Raw genomic sequence first — 22,292 nt, 5'->3', positions numbered from 1 at the left:
GATGATGCCTAAAAAGAGAGAATGAATTACTTAAAGAGCGGAATGAGTTGGATCGCTGTTCGCATCGCGCAGTTGCAGCCAAGGGCCGGAGATTTCGGGCGAGGTGTCCGCGGAATCTTGCGGCGAGTTGCCCGCAGGTAGGGCATCGACGCCTAGTCGCAAGGCAACATCGCGCATCCGCAGCACACTTCCCGCGGGGAGCGAGAGAGAAATCGAAGACGGCGGCAACAATCTCGGAACCACAGGTGCTGGATTCATAGGTTTGGTAAGTGGAGCTTGGACAACCGTTCGGTCGGGCTGCACGATTGGCGCAGGTTTCTCGCCTGCCATGATCGGCGCTGCCGACGGGCGAGACATTTGCAGTGAGAGTGCGACGAGCAAACAGGCCGAGACGGCGGTCATTGCAGCCGTTGCTGCTGGCCAGAGCCAAGTGCGGCTGGACGGAACGACCAGCGTTGCAGGCTCAACGACTGGCGCTGCTGCTGCTTGCCCCGCGAGGAACATCAGTCGATCCCGATCGACACGGCAGGCCAGCGGTTGCAGCTGGCGCAGCGATCGTTCGAGCGAGAGCAGATCGTCGTTCAGCGGTTGTTCGTGTTCTGGATGGTCCATGTTACACCTAGTTTTTCTCGCAAGCCCTTCAGCCCCAGCTCGTAGCGACGATGGGCCGTGCTCGCACTGATTTCGCACAAGTCGGCAATGGCCTCAAAACTCAAGTTGCCCCACACTCGCAGCACCACGACCTCGCGCAATTCATCCTCGAGCGTCGGCAATGCCGCAGCGACGTCCTCGGGCGAAAATGCAGCGTCGCGCTCTTCGCCAACGTTGAACGCCCGCGATGTTGCCGCCTGCGTTTCGTGTTTCTTCCGGCGATTGCTGGCCCGAGCCCGGCTGATGGCCCGGTTGCGCACCACGCGGAAGAGCCACGCCGAAACATTGCGAGGCAATTCCGGCTGCCGAACGAGTTCCAGCAAGGCTTCCTGCACGCAGTCATCGGCAGCGTCGGTCCACTGGGCTGCGTAGAGCGCGAGGGCTCCTCCCTGCTCGTCGAGCAAGCGACCGAGAAACTCTGGGTCGGCAGCTGGATTCATTCTCACTTTCCGCTGAAGTTGTCTTGCCTGTAACCTGATGACGCCGGTCCTTGGCGATTCTCCCACACCAAGACCACAATTTCTGAAGAATCTGCAGAACCGCGAAACTGCTGGGGGGCAAAATGGCTGCCGGCCCGCAGCGGGTGAAGTCAAGTTTGAACTGCAAGACAGCAATGTTTTGAAAGGGCTTCGTGGGGTGTTTGAAAATCCAGTCGTTTTCGAGGTCGGTGATTGAGTTTTTCCTGGACGGCTTGGACCTCGTAGCGAGTGACCTGGCTGAAGCGGGTGCCTTTCGGGAAGTATTCGCGGACTAGGCCGTTTGTGTTTTCGTTCGTGCCGCGCTCCCAAGGTGAGTGCGGATGTGCGAAGAAGATCAGCAGGGTCAGGATCCACTGCAGCCATTCCCAGCGGCTGAATTCGGAGCCGTTGTCGAACGTCACGCTCTGACGCAACTCACGCGGGTGTTTTCCCAGGCGAACACGAATAGCGCTCATCACCACGTCGGACGTTTTGTTGGGAACCAGGATCAGTTCGACGTAGCCCGTTTGACGTTCGACGAGACTCACCAGCGAGAACTGGTCATGACCGCCGCTGCAAATCAAATCTCCTTCCCAATCGCCGCAGCGGCCCCGTTCGTTAATGATCGCGGGTCGTTGTTCCAATTGCGGGCAGATCCGCTCTTTTCGCGTGCGGCAACGGCGTTTGTGCAGGTGATAACGACGCAGGCACTTCTGCAGTGGGCGTCCGTGGTCGTCACGGCGGAGCGAGTTGTAGATCGTCTGCCGCGAGATCCAACGGCGCGGATCCTCGGGAAACTGACGCTTGCTCACACCTGCGATCTGCTCCGGAGACCAGCCTTCTTGGAGTTGCTTCTTGACCGCCTCCCGAATCTCTGGCTGCTCGAACTTGCGACGCGGCCGCCCAGCCGCCGCCCGCCGACGCATCGCCAGTCCCTGGGCCACCGATGCCGAGTAACAACTCCGCGGCCGATTGCGACTCAATTCGCGACTGATTGTCGAAGCATCGCGATGAGTCGCCTCGGCGATGGCAGCCTGAGTACAACCCTGAGCATTCATCGTCGCTATGATTTCACGCTCCTCAACCCTAAGCTGCTTGTAAACCATCGCTGGGCCTCCGTTTGAGTATCTGCAAGTGAGATTCTGATATTCAAACACCCAGCGATGGCCTTTCCTACTCTCAGCCACCATACGCTAGCTTGCACTTCAATTTTGCACGCACCGCGGCCAGATAATTTCACCAATAGAAAACAACTTGATTGACAATAGATTACGACAGTGTGATAATGTCCGTAAGTGCTCGTGCGGCTTGGTGATTGAGCTGCGGGCTTGCGCTGCACGGTTGGGTTACGTGGGATCGAGAACTAGAAGTCGCAGTGCGATGGAGGGGGCTGTCCAAGAATTAACCCGGTTGTTGGACAAAGAGGGTGAGCTGAAAACTTGCCGGAGTGTCGCAAGTGATAGGCCGGCAGCCACTTGCGGCACATTTCGAGAATGGGTGCCTGTCCAATAATCCGGCCGATTGTTGGACGTTTAGGCTGAGAAAGAATGACAGATCGATCAGTCGTTCCCCAGGCAGGAAGTGTCCAACGCGCAGGGGGCTGGATTGCGGGCGTGGGAACGCGCGCCCTAGGCTGGCCCCTATAATGCAGGCACGATCGAAACGAACTAGCGTACCAGCGAGAATCCTGATGACTGAGGCCAGTCCCACCCACTCCCGTCCGAGTAACCTGCAACAGCTGCGCGAGAGTGGCTGGGTTTCGAAACCGGTTAAACGCGAACTGCACGATAACTTTCTGAAAGCACTCGCCAGCGGTGAGGATCTTTTTCCTGGCATCGTCGGCTACGAAGACACTGTCGTACCCGAAGTGAATATTGCTCTGCTAGCCAGCCACGACATGCTCTTTCTCGGTGAGAAGGGGCAAGGCAAAAGCCGGTTGATGCGCACGCTAGTTCGCTTTCTTGACGAAGAGGTTCCGTATCTCGATATTCCCGGCGTGCCCTTGCACGAAGATCCCTACTCGCCGGTCACCTCGGTCGCCAAGCGTTTTTTGGCGGAGCATTCGCCGGCTGAAACGCCCATCAAGTGGTGGAAGCGGGAAGATCGCTATGCGGAACGGCTTTCGCCGGGGACCAAGTTCGCCGACATCATTGGCGAAATCGATCCTTCGAAGTTAGCTTCGGGCGTGAGCATGTCGACCGAAGAGGCTTTGCACTTCGGTCTGATTCCACGGATGCATCGCGGCATCTTTGCGATGAACGAATTGCCGGAGCTCGATGAACTGGTGCAGGTCGGCCTGTTCAATATTCTCGAAGAACGCGATGTGCAGATTCGCGGCTTTCCGGTTCGCTTCGAAATCGACGTGCTGATTCTGTTCAGCGCGAATCCGTCGACATACAACCGCAGCGGTAAGGTGATTCCACAGCTGAAGGACCGCATCGGCAGTGTGATCCATACGCACTATCCGCGCGAACGAGACCTGGGGATCAAGATCCTCGAACAAGAGGCCAAGGTCGACCTCGGTGGCGACTACCCGGTGATTGTTCCTTATTTCATGAAGGAACTGATCGAGCAGATCACTATTCAGGCCCGCAAGAGCAAGTACATCGATCAACAGTCCGGCGTGAGTGCGCGGTTCAGTCTCGCCAACTACGGCACCATGATCGCTTCCGCACGTCAGCGGTCGGTTGTACTGGGCGAGAAGCCGGCCGTGCCACGCATCAGCGATCTCGGTCACTTGTATGCATCATCGCTAGGCAAGTTGGAACTCGACATGATGGGAAGCCATCAAATGAGTGAACGACAGGTCCTTGATGCCGTGATTGCCGAAGCGATTCGCAGCGTCTTCAACCAGTATGTTGAAGAGCACGGCTTGCACGAGATTGCCGAAATTTTTGGCAAGGGAGTAAAAATCGAAGTTGGCGACATGCTCCCTTCGGCGCATTACGCCGATCGCCTGAAACGTGTTCCTCCGGTATGGAACAAGGCCTTCGAGGTGAATGCCGCCAGTGATGCTGCCGTGCGAGCATCGTGCGTCGAGTTTGTCCTGGCCGGGCTCTACGCGCTCGACCGCATCAGCCGCTCGCAGCAGCATGGGCACATTCAGTATGAGATTGAGTAGTAAAAGGTTGCGATGAAGCGGCGAATTTACAAACAGCTACGCAGTCACGTCGGAACCGGTGAAATCGTCAGAATTGAGCGATCGTTTCCAGGTGAGCCAGTGAGCCATGGGTTTGTTGTTGCGCTGAGTTCCGACTTGCTGATGCTTCACCAGTTCCACGATTTCTCTCCAGATGGCCATACCGTTCTGCGCGTTGGCGATGTGTCGGACGTGCGATCGGGTGAATATGAGCGGCAGTGGGAGAAAATGTTGGCAGGCGAAGGAATCCCAATCGATTTCAGTAGCGATCTGCCAATCACCGATATGGCAACCTTGGCAGATTCTCTCCTGCATCGATCGGTGCCCGTGATCATTCACTGCGAAGACAAGTTGCGAGATTTGGAGGACTTCTACATTGGCAACGTATTGTCTGTGGATGGCGCCAATGTGAGCTTTGTTAGTTTCGATGCCTTGGGAAAATGGGATAAGGAACCGCTAACAATTCCCATTGGCGACATTACCAGATGGGAAATTGATACGACGTATGCGACGAAGTTTTCGAAGTATCTGGAGGGACCTTGTCCTTTCATACCTTCGTCCTAAAGTCTTCATGGATGGTGATCACGGTGCAGGAAAGCACGCCTCGATGGTAATTGCCCCCAGTAGGCTCCCCATGACGGAGTTGAATTGACTCGCAGGGTAGGTACCAAACTTGGCATTTCCTTTTTGGAATCCCTGGGACCACGGGTCGCAGATCACGGCATCGGTGCCCCATGTTCGATAGTCTTCGAAGTCGGCATTCGGGGCCATGCCGACGACCACGAAGGCGTGATCGGGTTTCGCGGAGATCCGGTGGGCACGAACTTTCATATCGTGGAGATACAGAAAAGCGACGATTGACTCTTCTTGGCAGTTGCCGCAACCGGCCATCATCGCGAGCGCGGCAATGATTCGGTAACGGTCCATCTCGCTATCGAAACCAAGGTCGGCGGCAATACCCGTTACTAGATGTTGCACCGGACGGACGCCGTCGTAGACGCACTGGTCGAGCGGCGTCTTATGCGCTTCGGCCAGCTTGTAGAGGGCGTCGTACTCGGTCTGAGGCTGATAGTTGTTGAGCTGCTTGGCAAAGATTTCGAAGGTAGCTGCTTTCTTCTGGGGATCGAAATAATCGTAATTTGCCGCTTGGAGCTTGGCACGCGTGAGTACGAAGTTCACCGCTTGCATCGAATAGCCCAGGTTTTGCTCGAGCTTGCTGGGACTGGTCGACTTAAATTTTTTCGCTTGCGGACTCATGACAGCTTTCTGGGAGAGGTAATGAGAATTGGCAGACTCTCTTCCGTTATCGCGGGCTTGAAGAAAGCAGTTGCGAATTTTTCAGTAACGGATTCCCGCAGATGACGCTGAGCAAAGTACGCAGTGGCGGTGTGCTGAGCGTGTGCCTTTTGTGGTGCAACGCGAGTAGAAATGCTGCGCGCGGGGGCCTTCAAACAGCGACGGAATCGCGGAGAATGGGAACTTCGCAACCATTGTCGATCCCAGGGTTCTCTCCACGCTTAATGGATTCGCTCAGCCATGCTCGGTGCTACGCTCGATCTGCCCACCTATCTCGCTCGCTTGCAAACCGAAACAGGAAAGCTCAATCAGGCTGACCTGCTGAAGATGGCCGATTTGATTTACGAAGCATGGGAGAATGACAAGTTCGTCTACATCTTTGGCAACGGCGGCAGCGGCACCACGGCTTCGCACATGGCCGAAGATCTGGGCAAGAGCACCCTTCGCCCGGAAGATCTAAAGGACGAGAGTAAGAAGCGGCTAAAGGTGCTGAGCTTGACGGACAACCTCGGCTGGATCATGGCGGTGGGGAACGATGTCTCGTACGAGCACATCTTTTTGCAACAGCTGATGAACTATGGCCGCGAAGGTGATGTGGTGATCGCCATCAGCGGTAGCGGCAACAGCCCGAACATCCTCGCCGCTGTTGATTGGGCGAATCGTCATGGGCTGAAGACCTACGGCCTGACGGGTTACTCCGGTGGCAAGCTAAAGAGCATGCAGCAGCATGGCCTGCATGTGGCGCTCGACGACATGGGCATGGTCGAGAGTTTGCACCTGTGTGTGTTTCACTGGGTGCTGAACGATGTCTTCGCACGGATCAATTTCGAAGGGCGGTATGCGGGGTAGGGTTAGTGTTTTATTGAGCCGGCAGTATTGGCGTCCGGAGGTTGTTCGCGGCTGTCGATGAACATCAGTACGAGCCCGATGACGACGACCGCGAGTGCCCAGTGACCTTCCCACCAATAGAGCAAGCCCGCGGTGGCGCGATTGCTCCAGGCATACTTCACCCCTTCGTAGCACATCCATAGGCAGGCCACGCTAAATAGAATTGGCGGCAAGGGATAGAAGGGCACGCCGTAGCGCTCGCTCGTCAACTTTCCCCGCCAGCGGAGCCAGACGAGCGCCAAGATAACGAGGCAGATGAAGCCCCAATAAAACGGGCCGGTGAAAACTACCAGCCCTTCAAAGGCTTTGGCGTTCGAGCCAAAGATCATCACGAGCGCGATAGTCACCACCGATTGCGCGAGTAGTGACCGGAGCGGGACATCGCGCTTCGCATTCCACTTTCCCAGCCAGCGAAACATGCGATGTTCCGAGCCCAGTTTGTAAAACACGCGAGCTCCGGTGAAGAGCATGCCGTGAATGGTTCCCAGGCAGGAGATCACCACCAGCAGACTGATCGCGGTATCGCCCCACGGGCCCCAACTTTTGTAGAGCACGGCACTGGCTACCGACGGCGAGTCGTACAGGCCGGCTAGCCCCAGGCCATGCACAAAACCAAAGATCAGGAACAAGTAGATCGCAGTAACAGCAACGGTTCCGAGCAATAGCGCACGGGTAATGTTCTTGTTTGGATCGGTGACTTCGGCGGCGACATACGACATATCGCTCCAGCCTCCATAGGCAAACATCACCAGGATGATCGCCAGCGGAAGCATTGCAGTCGGCGGTTGCGGAACCTGACTGACTTCTGTTACTGCCACCGGCGCAGTCAGCAAGAACCAGGCAGTGATGGCGACGAACAACAGTCCCAGCACCTTGGCCGCCGTGAGGACGTTCTGCGTCCAGCGTTCCATTTGAATGCCCAGAATATTGACCGCGGTCAGTACTGCAATCGCTGCGACAGCCAGGAGTGCTTCGCCGCGCGTGCCAAGCGTGGCTTTGATGGACTCGGGAAGGAGCTGCATCGCAAAGGTGGCCATGACAAAGGCAATCGCGCCGATGTTTCCCGGTCGGACAATCCAAAACTCGGTCCAGGCAAAGGCAAACCCAGTGCGGCGACCGAAGGCTGTGGTTAGAAACACATAGTTGCCACCTTCTTGCGGCAAGGCGGTCGCCAGTTCGGCATAGCAGAGAGCGCCGAGTAGCGCGATGATGCCACCGAGCAACCAGATCAGGGCAATGCCCAGGTATTGAGCCAAAAGCAGACCGTTCACGTCGCCAGCGGCGGGCCAGTTCCAATAATGCTGTAGCGTGGCGGTGGTCCAACCTGCCGCTGCGGCGGAGATGATCGGCGAGCTTTTGAAAATCGTCGAGCCGATGATGATGCCGACGATGATCGAAGTCGTATCCAGCAGCGACAAAGTGCGCTGAGGTTGATGCGACAGCAGTTCTGTCTTAGCGGGCAAGGATGGCATGGAGGTACTATAGCGAAATCTTGCGCAGGCTTGGGTCGGGTGAGATGTCAGGCGGGATCTGCGCGCTGAGCGCTTCCTAAGAGGAGCGCCAATCAACGACCGATGTTTCGCGCTAACGTCCCACTGCAAACGCCGAGAGATTGAGGCTGCAAGCTTCGTGGCACATCAGCTGGGCCATGACGATGGCGGTGCCGGGTGAAAGATAGAGTCCACTGCGGTAATGGCCCGAAGCAACGAATGCATTGGCCACTCCAGGCAAATGTCCCAGATAGGGAAAACCATCGAACGAAGCGGGGCGTAGACCGGCCCAGGTTTGCTCGACTTCGGCGTCGGCCAGTGAAGGAAGCCAGGTGCGGGCGAGGCCGATCAATTCGGCAATCGCTTCCGGCGTGGTTCTCTTATCGAAGCCGGCTTCTTCCTCGGTGGAACCGACGAGTAGTCGGCCGTCGTCTCGGGGAACCAGATATCGAGGCCCTTCGTTCACTATTGTGCGTAGCGGTGGACGCTCGCAGCGGAAGAGGACCATCTGACCACGAATCGGGATCACGCCGAGCGTCATGCCCAGTTTTTGCAATAGCTGGCCGGTCCATGCGCCGGAGGTGACGCAGACTTGCTCTGCGCTGATATCACCCAGGGAAGTATTCACTTTCTGCAAGCGACCGTTGGAAATCTGAAAATCCTGCACTTCGCAGTTGGCAACAATTTCTACGCCCTGCTGCTCGCACACTTTCAATAGGGCCTGCAGATAGCGCGGATTGCGCAGCTGGCATTCATCGGGCAGCAGCCAGGCGGCGCGAATCGGAAGAGCAGGTGGATTGGCAGTGGCCAGTTCCGGTTCGAGCTCGGCGAGGCGACCAGGCGAAAGCTTCTCGACGACCACTTGCTCTTCGTGCTGGGCTTCGGCCCACGCGGTGAGAGCCGCTGCTTCGCCAATGGAGCGCGCAACATACAGGCCGCCGCATTTGCGATAGCCGGTATCGATGCCCGTTTGCTGCAACAGCTTCACAGCCCACTCGGCATGCAGTTCGAAGCTCCAGCCTCGCAGCTGATCGAGCGGATGAGCGAGCGCTGTTCTGCTGGCGGGAGGCAGAATTCCCGCGCCGGCCCAGCTGGCCTCTTGGGCAGGAGCCTGGCGATCGATGACTCGCACTTTGCGTCCGCGCAGGGCCAGTTGCCAGGCCAAGGAGAGGCCAATCACACCACCGCCGACGATCAGGCAATCGCAGTTCATTCCCTCCAGAATAACTGGCTGCTGGCAGGCGCGAATGGGTCGCGCGGCGACGAGAGCTGGTTACCCTTCGTTGAAAACCCTCGCTGCCGGGGTATAATCCGCGCACCGCAGGCGAGCGAGAACGGTGTTGCAGGAACTGCCAGCGGACAATCATTGAGGAGCTGGCCTTGAAAGATTTTGCCTACGCGGCCCCGGAATCACTCAGCGAGGCGAATCGCTTGCTGCAGCACGCAGCCGGGAATGTCAAAATTCTGGCCGGCGGCACCGACATCATCGTGCAACTGCGCGAAGGGATGCGTGAAGCCGATCTGGTGGTCGATGTCAAGAAAGTGCCCGAGCTGCAAGAGCTCACTTTCTCGGCGCAGCACGGCCTGCGACTCGGTGCCAGTGTGCCTTGCCACAAGGTGTACGAGCATCTGAAAATTGCGGCCGCTTATGCGGCAATCGTCGATTCGGCGAAAATTATCGGCGGTTGGCAGATTCAAAGCCGGGCGAGCATCGGCGGTAACCTGTGCAACTCGTCCCCAGCGGCAGACACCATTCCGTCGCTGATCGCTCATCATGCCTACTGCGAAATTACTGGCCCGCGCGGCAAGCGGCATGTGGCCGTCGAACAGTTCTGCACGGGACCCGGCAAGAATGTGCTGCAAAAGGGTGAACTGCTCGTCGCAATCGTTTTTCCACCTTGCCTTACGCACAGTGGCTCGGCCTATGAACGCTTCATTCCGCGCAACGAAATGGATATCGCAGTTGTGGGTGCTGGTTCGCGCGTTCAATTGAATGCGGCCTGCGACACGATCGAGTTCGCCCGCATTGGCCTCGGCGCGGTGGCTCCCACGCCCAAGTACGCTCAAGAGGCCAGCGAATGGCTGGCGGGCAAACCGGCCACCGAAGAATCGTTCGCTCAGGCGGGAGAACTGGCGAAAAAAGTAGCGACACCAATCAGCGACATGCGTGGACCCGCCGAATATCGGACGCATCTCGTCGGCGTGCTGGTGAAACGCACGCTGTTGAAAGCAACCGAACGGGCCAAGGCTTTTGTCAATAAGTAAGCCGCGAACGCTCTCCCAATACAAACACGTCAGCGGGAATAAGGAATAACGAGTGGCCAAGAAGACGGTAGTATCGTCCACCATCAACGGCAGCAGCACCGAGTTTTTGTGCGAGCCGCGGCAGAGCCTGCTCGAAGTGCTGCGCGACACCTTGCATCTGACCGGCAGCAAAGAAGGCTGCAACAACGGCAACTGCGGCGCATGCACCGTGTTGATGGACGGCAAGCCCGTTCTCAGCTGCCTGGTGTTGGGCGTGGAAGCGGAAGGGGCGAAGATCGAGACGGTTGAGTCCCTCGCCCAGAACGGGCAACTCGCGCCGGTGCAGCAATGCTTTTTGGAAGGTGCGGCGCTGCAATGCGGTATCTGTACACCCGGCTACTTGATGGCCACCAAGGCGCTGCTCGACAAGTTCCCGCAGCCTTCGGAACACGACATTCGCTTTCACCTGGCCAACAATCTGTGCCGCTGCACGGGCTACGACAAAATCGTAAAAGCCGTGCAAGCTTGTGCAGCGGAAGCGCGCTGAATCACTACGCCACCGGCCCTGCTCCGGTGGTTCATTGGCTTTTGTACTACCTCGCGTTTGCTGCCGTTAGACCACTGCCGCTTGCAACGAAATAGCGGCGATGGCTGCGAACGAAAAGGAACGAATCGATGGAAGACCTTTACCTCGGCAAGACCAGCTACAAAGTCATCGGCCAGCGGCCCGTGCGCCACGATGGTGCCGACAAGGTGACTGGCAAGGCGATCTACACCGCCGATCTGCAGCTGCCAAACATGGCTCACGGCCGTATCGTTCGCAGCCCGCATGCGCACGCGAAGATCAAGCGAATTGATGTCTCGGCGGCGCTCGCCATGCCCGGCGTGCTCGCCGTGGTCACTGCCGACGACTTCCCCAATCTCGCCGAAAAGATCGCGATAATGGGCGAGGCCGGCGCGGTGAACCTGCAGCACTTAGCCGGCAACTGTTTGGCCAAAGACAAGGTTCTGTACAAGGGTCACGCCGTCGCGGCCGTCGCGGCCACAAACACCCACATCGCCGAAGAAGCTTGCAAGAAGATCGTCGTCGAGTACGAACCGTTGCCGAGCGTCACCTGGGTGCTCGATGCCATGAAGGCTGATGCTCCGCTGTTGCACGACGACCTGCGGACCGACGAACTGGGCAAAAAAGGAGACAAACCGACGAATGTCTCCGTCCATATCGCCTTCGAACAAGGAAACCCCGCCGAAGGTTTTAAGCAATCCGAGATTGTCATCGAGCGGGAATTTCGCACGGCCAGCGTGCATCAGGGATATATCGAACCGCACGCCACCGTGGCGATGTGGAACGAAGATGGTCGGCTGAAGATCTGGACAGCCACGCAGGGTGCGTTCGTCTGCCGTCAACAGACTGCCGAGTTGTTGCAGATTCCCATCTCGCGCGTGCTGGTGGTGCCGTGCGAAATTGGTGGCGGCTTTGGCGGCAAGATCACTGTCTATCTGGAGCCTGTCGCAGCGCTGCTCAGCAAAAAGTCTGGTCGCCCGGTGAAGATGACCATGCAGCGGGCTGAGGTCTTTGAAGGGACCGGTCCTACGCCCGGTTCGTACATACGGGTGAAGTTGGGTGCCAAGAAAGATGGCACGCTCGTCGCTGGCGAAGCCTGGCTGGCCTACGATTGCGGCGCATTTCCCGGCGGCATGATCGGCCCCGGCAGCATGTGCGTCTTCAGCTGTTACGACATTCCCAATGCTCGTGTCGATGGTTTCGACGTTCTCAACAACAAACCGAAGGTGCAAGCCTATCGCGCGCCGGGCAGTACGCAGGCGGCGTTCGCTATCGAGCAGGTGATGGACGAGTTGGCATTGCAGCTCAACATCGACCCGATCGAACTGCGGCTGAAGAACGCCGCGAAAGAGGGCACCCGCCGCGTCGATGGCCCGGTCTATCCTCGCATCGGCTTCATCGAAACGCTGGAAGCCGCCCGCAACTCCGATCACTGGAAGTCGCCACTGACCGGCAAGAATCGGGGCCGCGGTCTGGCCAGCGGATTCTGGTTCAACATCGGTGGTGCGTCGAGTTGCTCCGCCACGGTGATGGAAGACGGCATCGTTTCGCTCATCGAAGGCTCGACCGATATCGGCGGCACCCGCACGAGCATCGCAATGCAGCTGGCCGAAGTGCTGGGCATCACGGCCGAAGATGTTCGCCCCCAAGTCGCCGATACCGATAGCGTTGGCTATACGTTCCTCACCGGCGGTAGCCGCGTCACATTCGCCACGGGCCTCGCCGCATACAAGCTAGGCCTCGACTTGCAATCGCAAATGCAAGACCGGGCGGCTCGCTTGTGGAAGTGCAAGCCGGAAGAGGTGCAGGTCGAAGAGGGCGTCTACTCGTACAAAACAGAAAAGCTGACTTTCAAAGAATTGGCGGTGAAGATCAGCCAATCAGCGGTCGAGCCGGTGGTGGGCCGTGCGAGCGTCGCGCCGGAAGGTTCGACGAACGGCTTCGGCACGCACATCGCCGACGTTGAAGTCGATCCCGAAACGGGCAAGGTGACGGTGCTCCGTTACACGGCCATTCAAGACGCCGGCAAGGCGATTCACCCCAGCTATGTCGAAGGACAAATGCAGGGGGGCGCGGTGCAAGGCATTGGCTGGGCGCTCAACGAAGAGTATTTCTTCGACAAGAACGACCAGATGCGCAACGCCAGCTTTCTCGACTATCGGATGCCCACGTGCCTCGACGTACCAATGATCGAAACGATCATTGTCGAGGTGCCCAACCCGGGCCATCCCTACGGCGTGCGCGGCGTCGGCGAAACGCCCATCGTCCCGCCCCCGGCGACGATGGCCAACGCCATTCAACGCGCGACTGGCGTGCGCTTTACCGATTTGCCCATGTCCCCCCCCAAGATCTGGAAGGCTCTGCAGAAGTAGTGTGCCGAATCACTTGAGCTGGAAGCGTCAGCGCAGTTGATCGTAATCCGCCCGCGTATCAACATCCTCGAATGCCGCCGGTGATTGCGCGAGCAGATCTTCGCAGGCTATCTCGCGCACTTTATTCCTGGCCAGCAGGGCTTTGACACCCTCGTTCGCTGCCAGCTGATGCACTTGTTCCGCCAAGGGCCACGGAAACAAAACGGGATGCCCTCTCCGTGGGATAGGCTTCCGCGAGGTGGGAACTAAAATCTCGGTGGTAACAGCTTCACGGTGAATTGCGATCAGGCGCTGAATGATCACGGGTGATAGACCGGGCATATCAGCCGGCGCGAGTAGCCAGCAATCGTGCTTGGTGGGCTGAGAGTTCTCAGCAATTGCCTGCAATGCCAATTGCACCGAGATTTTCATTTCGGCCGGAGCAACTGGCGGCTGCAATACATCAGCGCCCGCATCGCGGCAGGCAATAGCCAGCGCGTGATCAGCGGGCCGAACCACCACGAGTGGCTTCAGTCCCGCCGTTAGCCATGCAGAGATCGTGTGCTCGATCAGCGGCCGTCCATTCACCGGCAGCAGCAACTTCGGCTCGCCCATGCGGCGGCTTTCACCGGCCGCGGGAATGATGGCAAACGCGCGAGGCTGAGAGAGTTCGCCTGCCACAATTCATTTCGCCATTTCGACCCGCGCGGGTCTGCCGGGAATGAAGCCATCGCGGTTGCGATGCGCAACCAACTCGGCAGCGATGCTCACGGCAATCTCGGGAACGGTTTGCGAACCGATATCGATCCCCAGCGGCGCATGAACCCGCTCGAGCGCTTCGCGCGTCACACCTTGCTCCAGCAGATCGTCGAAGATGAGCCGGATTTTGCGACGGCTGCCAATCAGCCCCACGTAGCGAGCACCGCGGTTCACCACATGAAACAGCGCCTCTTCGTCGTGATTATGCCCGCGCGTCACAATCAGGCAGTAAGTATCGTGATCGATGGGCAGCGTGGGGAGCACTTGATCGACCGCGCCGGCAATACGCCGGTCCGCCTGCGGAAATCTTGCTTCACTGACGACATCAGCCCGGTCATCGACGACCCAGACTTCAAAATCAAGCGGCGTGGCAAGTTCTGCCACGGCTTGTCCCACGTGACCACCACCGACGATGATCAGCCGACAACGTGGGAGCACCGGTAGGTACGAAATGCCGGCGGAAATGTAAGGTCGCGGGCGAATCTCGAGCGGCTTCAGATCTTGCGCGATGGCTGGCGGCAAGTTACTGGCGGGTGCGTTGAGCGTGGCGAGTAGTCTGCCGCTACCATCGAGCAAGTAGCTGGTGGGCGCTGCCAGGCCTGCGGCATCCGCATCGAACACAATGGCTTCGGTAGCACCTTGGCCGGCGTCGATCATTTCGCTCAGCTGGCGGAAGTAGTCAGTCGAGGCAGCAGTGATTGGCTGAATCAGCACGAGCATGCGACCGCCGCAGATCAGGCCGTCGTCCCAGCCATAGTCGCTGTCGAGTTGAAACTTGCAAAGCTCCGCACGGTCGTCGGCAAGCAACGCTATCGTCCGGCGTTTCACTTCGGCCTCGACACAACCGCCACCGAGCGTGCCCGCTTGCGAGCCATCGGCATAGACAAGCATCACCGCGCCGGCCTTTTGCGGAGTTGAGCCGCGCGTTTCCACGAGCCGGCAATAAGCGGCAGGCCGATTCGCGGCCAGTGTTGTCAACAGTTGTCGTACGACATCGCGCATCGTGGTGAACTGACCGTGAAGAGCGGACTTTGGACAACTACGCCGGGCTGAGAATTTGCAGCGATACGCTTTTGACGAAATCTTTGACGCGCGGACGGTAGCTCATCATGTGCGGCGCGATCAGGTGAGCTTCGAGGTGGGCGATGCTTTCCCACTTCTCGACGACAACTACGGTGTTCTCGCGAGCCGCTGGCTGATTTGGCAAATTCGTGGCGTGATCGGTAGCGGGGAAGTACTCGATGCAGCCGTCTTCGGCCCGTACGGGCTCGACGATCTTATGAAACTCCGCGAGAAAATCGTTCCGCTTCCCAGGATTCAACTCAATGGTGGCTAACACGACGATCAACGGGCGACTCCTCAGAGAAAAGAAACGAAAGACAGCGGCAGGTTTACTGCGAAAGTTCATTCTGCACGAGCAGCGGGATGTTTGCCAGTTCCTCACCGATGGCTGTGAGATGAATTTGGCGGCTCGTTTCGCCGGTCACTTCGATTCGCACGAGCATGTACGACTCCGGAAGTGCCGGTTCGATCTTGTCGGCCCACTCAATGAGCGTGAGGGCCTGCTCGTCGTACAGTTCGTCGGTTCCCAGTTCGCGAAACTCGTCGACATCGTGCAGACGATACGCGTCGAGATGATAGAGCCTGCGCGAACCCGTGTATTGTTGACACAGAACGAACGTCGGACTGGTCACCGAGGCGGGGTCGATGCCGACTGCTGCAGCCAGCCCTTGCACAAACCGAGTCTTACCCGCGCCGAGGGTGCCACAGAGCGCGAGCGTGGCGCGCTGGGGCAGCACGTTAATCAGGGCTTGAGCGAGCCGGTCGGTATCGGCCGGTGAATCCGAGGAAAAAGTGAACTGGCTCAATGTTCGTAGCCCCGCGGCAAGAGCGGAACGATGGTGCCATCCGGCAATTGCTGTTTCAGCGCTGCATCCGCTGTGAACCAGCCGATTTGTGTGAGTGGAGTCTCCAAAGGCTGGTCGCGCAGCAGCCGAGTTGCTTCCTCGGGCGGAACCCCCAGGATCAACTCAAAATCCTCGCCATCGCCAAGGGCATGATTGAGGGCTGATTGCTTGCTTTGAGCAGCAAGTTCATGCGCAGCGACAGCAATTGGGATGCGAGCAACTTCGATGGTTGCTCCGCAGTTGCTGGCTGCACAGATGCGAGATAAATCGAGCGACAGGCCATCGCTCACGTCGATCGCCGCGTGAATCTGGGCGTTCATCACTTGCAACTGCAACGCTTCACGCACGCGAGGCGTGAAGGCGAGATGCCGGCCGAGAATGCTGCCGCCGAAACTACCGGTAACGAGAATCGCGTCGCCTGGTTTTGCGCCGCTCCGTTTCCATGCTTTGCCTTCGGCCACTTCGCCCATCGCCGTTACGCTGATGACCAGTGGCGAACTCCAGCTGTTGGTATCGCCGCCAGCAATCGTGCAGTCAAATTCAGCGGCCAGCGGCAACAACCCTTGCATCAACTGCTGGGCGAAAAGAAGCGTTGCTTCGCTCTGACCGGAAGTTACGGCGATCGAGACAAAGGCAGCGAGCGGCCTCGCTCCCATCGCAGCGAGATCGCTGAGGTTCACCGCGAGTGCCTTGCGACCTGCGGCAAGTGGACCGCACTCTTGCAATACAAAATCGGTCCCCTCCATCAGCATGTCAGTGGTGACGACCGTTTGCTGGCCAGATCGTTGACTCAGTAACGCGGCGTCATCGCCAATGCCTAGCGGAACTCTCGCCGAGGTTGGCAACTGCTCTTGCAGCCAGCGAAGAAAGTCGAGTTCCATGTTTTTGGGTAGCGTCGGTTACTTGGTAACCGCTTAGTACTTAATCGTCGAGTCGCTGGTCTTGCGGTCGTGCTGGGTGCGAAGTTCGTTCATCAGAAAGGTGATGGATTTACACAACTGGCGGACGGAGTCGACGGGATTCGCTTGCCTCGCGGCGACCGACTTGCGTTGCAGTTCGCTGTACTCGTTCCAGTCGACGTTGTAACCGCCATCGATGGCCACTTGCTTCAGTTCACCAGCGGTTTGCTCCAGCTTGGCGAAGAAGGCCGGGGTTGGCCCGCAAGGCGTGTTTGTGTAAGGGCCTTTGCCCAGCCGACGATTGCCGGCCAGTTGCGTGCCGGCGGTATAGCCGCTGTAGAGCTTCACCACACCGACGATCGCGGCAATCACGGCGGCCAGCAATGCCAGGCCAGCGACAATGAAAAACTTCATCAAGGCCATGATGGCAGCGGCCAGAACACCCACCCCGACGGCGATCCACACGCCCGGATGAACGGGCTTAAGATCCTTCTTGCCGCCCAGCGTTAACGGCGGAGCTTGTGCGCCGGCTGTCGAAGCTTCGGGACTAACGATTCGCGCGATCAGCACCGTGATGTTATCCGGTCCACCGCGCAAGTTCGCCAGATCGACCAGTGTCTTCACAGCTTCGTGCGGTGGCAGACAACCCATGATGGTGCCCAGTTCGGGATCGTCCACGCGTCCGGTCAGACCATCGCTGCAGAGCAGAAAGACATCGCCCACTTCAATCGGGTGTGGTCCTTCGAGATCGATCTGCACATTCGCATTCGGACCGAGCGAACGGGTGATCACGTTCTTGGGAACTGCCGCGGCCAGTTCGCTCCCTTCCGAGAGTTGCCCGGATGCACGCAGTTCCCATTGCAGGCTGTGATCGAACGACAGTTGGTTCAGCTGATTGCCGCGCAGGCGATAAACACGGCTGTCCCCCACGTGGCCACAGACGGCCCCTTGGGGCAACAGCACCAGGGCGCTGGCGGTGGTCCCCATGCCATGAAAATCGGTGTTGGCACTGCCGCGGCTATGAATCTGGGTGTTGCTCTCGCGAATCGCTCGCTCGAGCGCTTCTGGGGGAGAAAGCTCGGTGTACTTGTTGTACAGGTAGGGAGTATTCTCCACGGCCATCTTGCTGGCCAGTTCTCCCGCTGCGTGCGCGCCCATGCCATCGGCGACCATCAGAAAATGGCCACGCGTCCGCCATAGGTCTGCAGTATCGGCCACGATCAGGCAATACGAATCCTGATTCACCGACCGCCGCATGCCGACGTTCGTCAACGAAGCGGTCTGGACGCCGCAATCAAAAGCCACCCGTACGCTCCTGGCTAAGGCTACCGGTCAGCAAGAGTGAATTCGCCGCTCGAATGAGCTTGCTCCCGAGATTTCTATCTTAACTAGTTCTACACGCGGGGGTAAGTCGATCCGGCCGCTTCCCAAGTTTGCCTGCTTGGTTGCGCGGCTGCTTTCAGTTCCCTGGCAGCTTTGAGGCATGGCTGCTTCGAGTAAACTACGCTCATGCGTCACCCTCGCTCGAAACCACAGCCTGTGAAGCCCATTCCGCCAGCACCCGCGCCGGTGCGGCGGCCCCTGCAGTTCAACCTGCTGGGCATGATGATCGTGATGCTCATCTGCAGCGTCGCGTCGTCGGGTGCCTACTACCTGATGAAGGCCGAGGCCAACGAAACAGGCATGCGGCTCGCCGGGCTCTTGTTCGTGCTCGCCGGGCCAATGTTGCTGATGGTAATCGTCAGCCTGTTGGTGGTGATGTTCCGCCGGTTCGGGTGAGCATCCGCGGAAGGCTTCGCGGGCGCTGCTTGTCGTGGCTATTGCGCGAGCTTACAACTGCGAACATCAACCCGCCTGCTTTACGCCATCCATCACCGGAGTTTTCTCGCCATGGCTCGTATTTCTCGCCGCCGGTTCTTGTCGACGTCTGCTGCTGCTTCGAGTGCGCTCGCTCTGGGTGCTTGGGTGAACATCGCCCCGGCCCAGCAATCGAAATCGCCGAACGAAAAACTGAACCTCGCCGGCATTGGCACCACCGGCCGCGCGGGAGCCAATCTGAACGAACTGGCTTACGAGAACCTGATCTGCATGGCCGACGTCGATAGCAACAATCTCGACAAGGCCGCCGTGAAGTTCACTGAGACTCGCAAGTACCGCGACTTCCGCGACATGCTCGAGAAGGAAGGTGACAAGATCGACGCGGTCGTCGTGGGCACGCCCGATCACACGCACGCGCCAGCCGCGGCTATGGCTTTGCGAATGGGCAAGCACACCTACTGCGAAAAACCCCTCACGCACACGGTGGTCGAAGCTCGCACGCTGGCCAACCTGGCGAAAGAAAAGAAGCTCGTCACGCAGATGGGAAATCAGATTCACGCCGGCGATAACTACCGCCGCGTGGTCGAAGCCATTCAAGCAGGCTCCATCGGCGATGTGGGCGAAGTACACGTTTGGGCCGGCGCGGAATACACCGGCGGCAAGTTCACCACCGGTACGTCAGCGCCGAAGAATCTCGATTGGAATCTTTGGCTCGGCCCAGCCCCCGAGCGGCCGTATAGCGAAGGGGTGCATCCTTTCACGTGGCGCAAGTTCTGGGATTACGGCACCGGTTCGCTGGGGGACTTCGGTTGCCATTACATGGACCTGCCTCACTGGGCCCTCGAACTTCGTTCACCCACTTCCGTCGAAGCGACCGGCACGCCCTACGACCCGGTCAGTTGCCCCGGCTATTGTTTGGCCAAGTATCAGTATCCGGCTCGCGGCAAGTTCCCTGCCTGCACGCTGCATTGGTACGACAGCGGCAAACAACCCGAGGTGCTCGCCTCGCTCGAACACACTCGCGTGAAGCCCGAGACGTGGAAATCGGGCGTGCTGTTCGTCGGCAGCAAGGGAATACTCCTCTCCAGTTACGGCGATCACTTCCTCTTCCCCGAAGAGAAGTTCGCCGACTACAAGCCGCCGATGCAAACGATTCCGAAGTCGATTGGCCATCACCGCGAATGGACGAACGCCATTCGCAACGGTGGGCCGACCACTACCAACTTCGACTATGCCGGCGCACTTACCGAAGCGGTGCTGCTGGGCACGGTCGCCTACCGCCACGGCAGCAATATCGAATGGGACGGCGCGAACCTGAAGATCACCAACGCGCCGGACGCGCAGAAATGGCTGCACAAGGAGTATCGCAAAGGCTGGACGCTGTAGGAGTTTTCTAGGACCCTAGTTCCCCGTCTCTAGCACCTTCCCCGGCAACTTCGCGCTGTAATGCACGGCGCGATGCCGGTTGTCGTCGTAGGCAAAGTGAAGCCACTCTTTGTCGGCCGAAACAAAGCCGTCGGGGTAATTGATTCGTCCCTTGGGCCCATCGCTCGATTCCGGCACCAGCACGCGGCGATAGGGCCAGGTCTTCAGCCCGTCGAACGTGATCCACAGCGACAGCGGACTGCGATGCCCGGGATTCGGATTGTGCAGCATCGCCACGTTGTCTCCGCCGAGCGGATAGAGTGTAGCCTTGCTGCCCGGATTGGGAATGTCGGTCTTGCGCGCCATTGCCGGCCATGTCTTACCTCCGTCCGCTGACTCGGCGTAGTAGAGCACTCCGCCAAGCTTGTCCGCGCGAGTGATCATCGCGATGCGGCCGTCGCTCAGTTCCGCGATGTTTGCTTCGGCCCAGCCAAAGTACTGATCGTTGTCGGTAAGGGCCACGTTGCCATGCTCGGTCCACGTCTTGCCGCCATCGCTGCTGATGATCACACCGTTGCGCGGATTGGTGAACTTACGACCGTGAATCGGCAACTCCTGCTGATCGTTCGGTCCGATGTAGTGCTGGAACGGAGCAATGATCCGGCCATCGCGCGCGACGATGTGGTTGCGAATGAAGGTTCGCTTGGCGAGTCGCCCGGGGACCGCTTCGGGCTTTGTCCACGTCTGGCAGTTGTCGCTGCTGCGCATGATCCAACTTTGCCAGTCGGTATTCCAATGATTCGAGTGCGTCGAAAAGAAGAGCGTGCATTCGTTGCCACGAATCATCAGTTCGGTCGGTCCTTGGCCGATCGTCTTGCCTTCGCGCGGGAATGTGGTGTCGAACGCTTCCGCCTTGGTCCAGGTCTTCCCTTGATCGTTGCTGCGACAGATTGCGGTGTAGTTCTTGGGCGACGGTTCGGTGTCACCTCCCGCGAGGAAGAATAGGATCCATGAGCCATCGGGCAGTTGCCGCAGCGTGGTATCGCAGACCATCTTGTTCGGCGTGATGCCGTCGTAGGGAATCGAACTGCGATCTTGCTTCGCGTCTTCCGCGGCTTGCTTGGCCCACTTGTCCGAGCTGCCTTCCGTACCGCGCGGAGGAACAAAGGTGGAAGCAGGAGTCTGCTTGTTCTCAGGCTTGGCTGCTGGTTTCGGCTCTTCCTTTTTCAGATTTCCCGTCGCCTTGCTGACCATTTGTTGCAGGCGCGACTTGTCGCTCACCAACTTGCCGGCCAGCACGTCGGCCTCGGTGAAATCGGCGAAAAGGATCTCCCGTTCTTTGGCCCGCTCGCGATCGTACTGAATGACGATTCGGCCATCGGGCGTTTGAAAGCCATCGGGGTATGAGACGCCGTTCCGCTCATCGAGCAGCAGGCCGCCTTGCCACGATTGACCATCGTCTTTCGAGATAAAGGCCCGTAGGTGACTTCGCTTGGCTGTCTGTTCGTCCATGTTGCCATGCCGGACCAGCAGCAGATTTCCGGAAGCCAGGCGGCGGAGATGAAACCGGGCGCTGATGTGCGGAAAACGCACCTTGGGCTCACTCCAGGTGCGCCCTGCATCGCTGGAGTAACTTTCGGCCATGCCATCGCCGGTGCGGGCGAGCATCCAGAGCTTGCCGTCTTTCAATTCCACAGTCATGTGTTCGTCAAACGCGAACTTCGGGAACACGGTGCCGCCACGCTTGGTCCAAGTCTTGCCTTCGTCGTTCGAAGCGAAGAGCCAAGCTTTGCGGTCTTCATCCAGTTCGTGAAATCCTTCCTTGAACGCCTTTAAAAACGCTTGGGGATCGGCTTCACCCTTGATCGCGGCGACGGGCGTGCCGATGCGGCTGCGTTGCCAGAGCGAAATGGGCATTAGCCAAGTGCCGTCCTTTAGCACCGTGGGCTTATTGAGTGTGCAACCGTGCCAGATGCGGCGAGGTGCAGACCAGGTGGGGCGATCCGCATCTGGATTCTCGCAAGTAATGGCCCACGCTCCCGCGCGGCCATCGAAATACCCCAGCGATTGATCGAAGAACAGCCACAACTTGCCGGTCGGATCGGTCCACAAGTTGCCGACGAGTGTCCGTCGCGGCGTACCATTAGGCGCATCGGTCGGATCGATCACCAACCGAGGCTGCGTCCAGGTCTTGCCGCTGTCGTCGCTCGTCGCGAGCACAAAGTAACCCAGGTGACTATCGCCCCCTGCGACCCAGCACGACCACAGCCGACCCTTCGGCGTGCGCTCGATGCCAATCGTCATCGCATAGTCCCGCTGCTCGTGCGAGTATTCCGCGCCGGGCGACGTATTGATCAGCGGCGGTTGCAGCGAGAGGTCATCGGCAGCATTTGCTCGCGGCAAGCAGAGGCAAAGAAAAGAAAGGGAAAGCCACGCAAATCTTGATCGTACAAGCATGAGAG

General features: G+C 58.7%; 21 protein-coding genes. 8 read left to right on the top strand and 13 right to left on the bottom strand.

What is annotated here, in order from left to right; genetic code table 11:
- Nucleotides 1-30 precede the first annotated feature (30 nt).
- From NA78x_RS05460 to NA78x_RS05450, 3 genes are all read right to left on the bottom strand, one after another.
- On the bottom strand, nt 31-612 hold the full coding sequence (locus NA78x_RS05460; RefSeq protein WP_425617416.1) for a hypothetical protein: 582 nt from the start codon (nt 610-612) through the stop codon (nt 31-33).
- Complete coding sequence (locus NA78x_RS05455) at nt 582-1,091, bottom strand: RNA polymerase sigma factor (protein WP_425617415.1); 510 nt, start codon at nt 1,089-1,091, stop codon at nt 582-584. Before NA78x_RS05455 ends, NA78x_RS05460 begins: the two co-directional genes overlap by 31 nt.
- A 149-nt stretch (nt 1,092-1,240) precedes the next feature.
- The gene (locus NA78x_RS05450) at nt 1,241-2,215 is read right to left on the bottom strand and encodes an IS30 family transposase (protein ID WP_425615034.1); all 975 of its coding nucleotides are present in this window, start codon (nt 2,213-2,215) and stop codon (nt 1,241-1,243) included.
- Nucleotides 2,216-2,799: 584 nt separating this feature from the next.
- On the opposite strand from NA78x_RS05450, the gene NA78x_RS05445 reads away from it, so the two are divergent.
- Both NA78x_RS05445 and NA78x_RS05440 read left to right on the top strand, forming a co-directional pair.
- Entirely contained in the window at nt 2,800-4,230 is a 1,431-nt protein-coding gene (locus NA78x_RS05445) for a magnesium chelatase (protein WP_425617414.1), read from the top strand.
- 12 nt (nt 4,231-4,242) lie between these two features.
- The gene (locus tag NA78x_RS05440; RefSeq protein ID WP_425617413.1) at nt 4,243-4,812 is read left to right on the top strand and encodes a hypothetical protein; all 570 of its coding nucleotides are present in this window, start codon (nt 4,243-4,245) and stop codon (nt 4,810-4,812) included.
- A gap of 18 nt (nt 4,813-4,830) precedes the next feature.
- Here the strand turns inward: NA78x_RS05440 and NA78x_RS05435 are convergent, their stop codons facing one another.
- Nucleotides 4,831-5,505 carry a hypothetical protein gene (locus tag NA78x_RS05435; protein WP_425617412.1) on the bottom strand — a complete coding sequence of 225 codons (675 nt, stop codon included), beginning with the start codon at nt 5,503-5,505 and terminating at the stop codon, nt 4,831-4,833.
- Nucleotides 5,506-5,784: 279 nt separating this feature from the next.
- On the opposite strand from NA78x_RS05435, the gene NA78x_RS05430 reads away from it, so the two are divergent.
- Entirely contained in the window at nt 5,785-6,393 is a 609-nt protein-coding gene (locus NA78x_RS05430) for a D-sedoheptulose-7-phosphate isomerase (RefSeq protein ID WP_425617411.1), read from the top strand.
- Between the two features lie 2 nt (nt 6,394-6,395).
- Here the strand turns inward: NA78x_RS05430 and NA78x_RS05425 are convergent, their stop codons facing one another.
- Nucleotides 6,396-7,904, bottom strand: a complete 1,509-nt coding sequence (locus tag NA78x_RS05425; protein WP_425617410.1) for an APC family permease — start codon at nt 7,902-7,904, stop codon at nt 6,396-6,398.
- 112 nt (nt 7,905-8,016) lie between these two features.
- Entirely contained in the window at nt 8,017-9,135 is a 1,119-nt protein-coding gene (gene thiO / locus NA78x_RS05420) for a glycine oxidase ThiO (RefSeq protein ID WP_425617409.1), read from the bottom strand.
- A gap of 167 nt (nt 9,136-9,302) precedes the next feature.
- Here thiO and NA78x_RS05415 point away from each other — a divergent pair, with 167 nt between their 5' ends.
- The 3 genes from NA78x_RS05415 to NA78x_RS05405 all read left to right on the top strand — a co-directional run bounded on the left by NA78x_RS05415 (nt 9,303) and on the right by NA78x_RS05405 (nt 13,103).
- A complete protein-coding gene (locus NA78x_RS05415) occupies nt 9,303-10,187 on the top strand; it encodes an FAD binding domain-containing protein (protein WP_425617408.1) in 885 nt (294 codons plus the stop codon).
- 52 nt (nt 10,188-10,239) lie between these two features.
- Nucleotides 10,240-10,713, top strand: a complete 474-nt coding sequence (locus NA78x_RS05410) for a (2Fe-2S)-binding protein (RefSeq protein ID WP_425617407.1) — start codon at nt 10,240-10,242, stop codon at nt 10,711-10,713.
- Nucleotides 10,714-10,841: 128 nt separating this feature from the next.
- Nucleotides 10,842-13,103, top strand: a complete 2,262-nt coding sequence (locus NA78x_RS05405; protein WP_425617406.1) for a xanthine dehydrogenase family protein molybdopterin-binding subunit — start codon at nt 10,842-10,844, stop codon at nt 13,101-13,103.
- 27 nt (nt 13,104-13,130) lie between these two features.
- Here NA78x_RS05405 and NA78x_RS05400 read toward each other — a convergent pair whose 3' ends face one another.
- The 6 genes from NA78x_RS05400 to NA78x_RS05375 are packed head-to-tail and all read right to left on the bottom strand — an operon-like array spanning nt 13,131 to nt 17,952.
- Nucleotides 13,131-13,763: a nucleotidyltransferase family protein gene (locus NA78x_RS05400; protein ID WP_425617405.1), complete on the bottom strand. Its 633-nt coding sequence runs from the start codon at nt 13,761-13,763 to the stop codon at nt 13,131-13,133.
- A 3-nt stretch (nt 13,764-13,766) separates the two neighbouring features.
- Nucleotides 13,767-14,843, bottom strand: a complete 1,077-nt coding sequence (locus NA78x_RS05395) for an XdhC family protein (RefSeq protein WP_425617404.1) — start codon at nt 14,841-14,843, stop codon at nt 13,767-13,769.
- Between the two features lie 37 nt (nt 14,844-14,880).
- The gene (locus tag NA78x_RS05390) at nt 14,881-15,180 is read right to left on the bottom strand and encodes a putative quinol monooxygenase (protein ID WP_425619500.1); all 300 of its coding nucleotides are present in this window, start codon (nt 15,178-15,180) and stop codon (nt 14,881-14,883) included.
- A 52-nt stretch (nt 15,181-15,232) separates the two neighbouring features.
- A complete protein-coding gene (gene tsaE, locus NA78x_RS05385) occupies nt 15,233-15,709 on the bottom strand; it encodes a tRNA (adenosine(37)-N6)-threonylcarbamoyltransferase complex ATPase subunit type 1 TsaE (RefSeq protein WP_425617403.1) in 477 nt (158 codons plus the stop codon).
- The gene (locus NA78x_RS05380) at nt 15,706-16,629 is read right to left on the bottom strand and encodes a thiamine-phosphate kinase (protein WP_425617402.1); all 924 of its coding nucleotides are present in this window, start codon (nt 16,627-16,629) and stop codon (nt 15,706-15,708) included. The genes tsaE and NA78x_RS05380 overlap by 4 nt, the downstream gene beginning before the upstream one ends.
- Nucleotides 16,630-16,662: 33 nt before the next feature.
- Entirely contained in the window at nt 16,663-17,952 is a 1,290-nt protein-coding gene (locus tag NA78x_RS05375) for a PP2C family protein-serine/threonine phosphatase (RefSeq protein ID WP_425617401.1), read from the bottom strand.
- A gap of 204 nt (nt 17,953-18,156) precedes the next feature.
- Between NA78x_RS05375 and NA78x_RS05370 the strand changes: the two genes are divergently transcribed.
- Both NA78x_RS05370 and NA78x_RS05365 read left to right on the top strand, forming a co-directional pair.
- Nucleotides 18,157-18,426 carry a hypothetical protein gene (locus NA78x_RS05370; RefSeq protein WP_425617400.1) on the top strand — a complete coding sequence of 90 codons (270 nt, stop codon included), beginning with the start codon at nt 18,157-18,159 and terminating at the stop codon, nt 18,424-18,426.
- 111 nt (nt 18,427-18,537) lie between these two features.
- Entirely contained in the window at nt 18,538-19,851 is a 1,314-nt protein-coding gene (locus tag NA78x_RS05365; RefSeq protein WP_425617399.1) for a Gfo/Idh/MocA family protein, read from the top strand.
- A gap of 15 nt (nt 19,852-19,866) precedes the next feature.
- On the opposite strand, the gene NA78x_RS05360 is transcribed toward NA78x_RS05365, so the two are convergent.
- Complete coding sequence (locus tag NA78x_RS05360) at nt 19,867-22,287, bottom strand: sialidase family protein (RefSeq protein ID WP_425617398.1); 2,421 nt, start codon at nt 22,285-22,287, stop codon at nt 19,867-19,869.
- Nucleotides 22,288-22,292 lie beyond the last annotated feature (5 nt).

The sequence above is a fragment of the Anatilimnocola aquadivae genome (assembly GCF_049819085.1).
In the GTDB taxonomy this organism is placed as follows: Bacteria; Planctomycetota; Planctomycetia; order Pirellulales; family Pirellulaceae; genus Anatilimnocola.
This window is presented reverse-complemented; position numbering and strand designations above follow the sequence as displayed.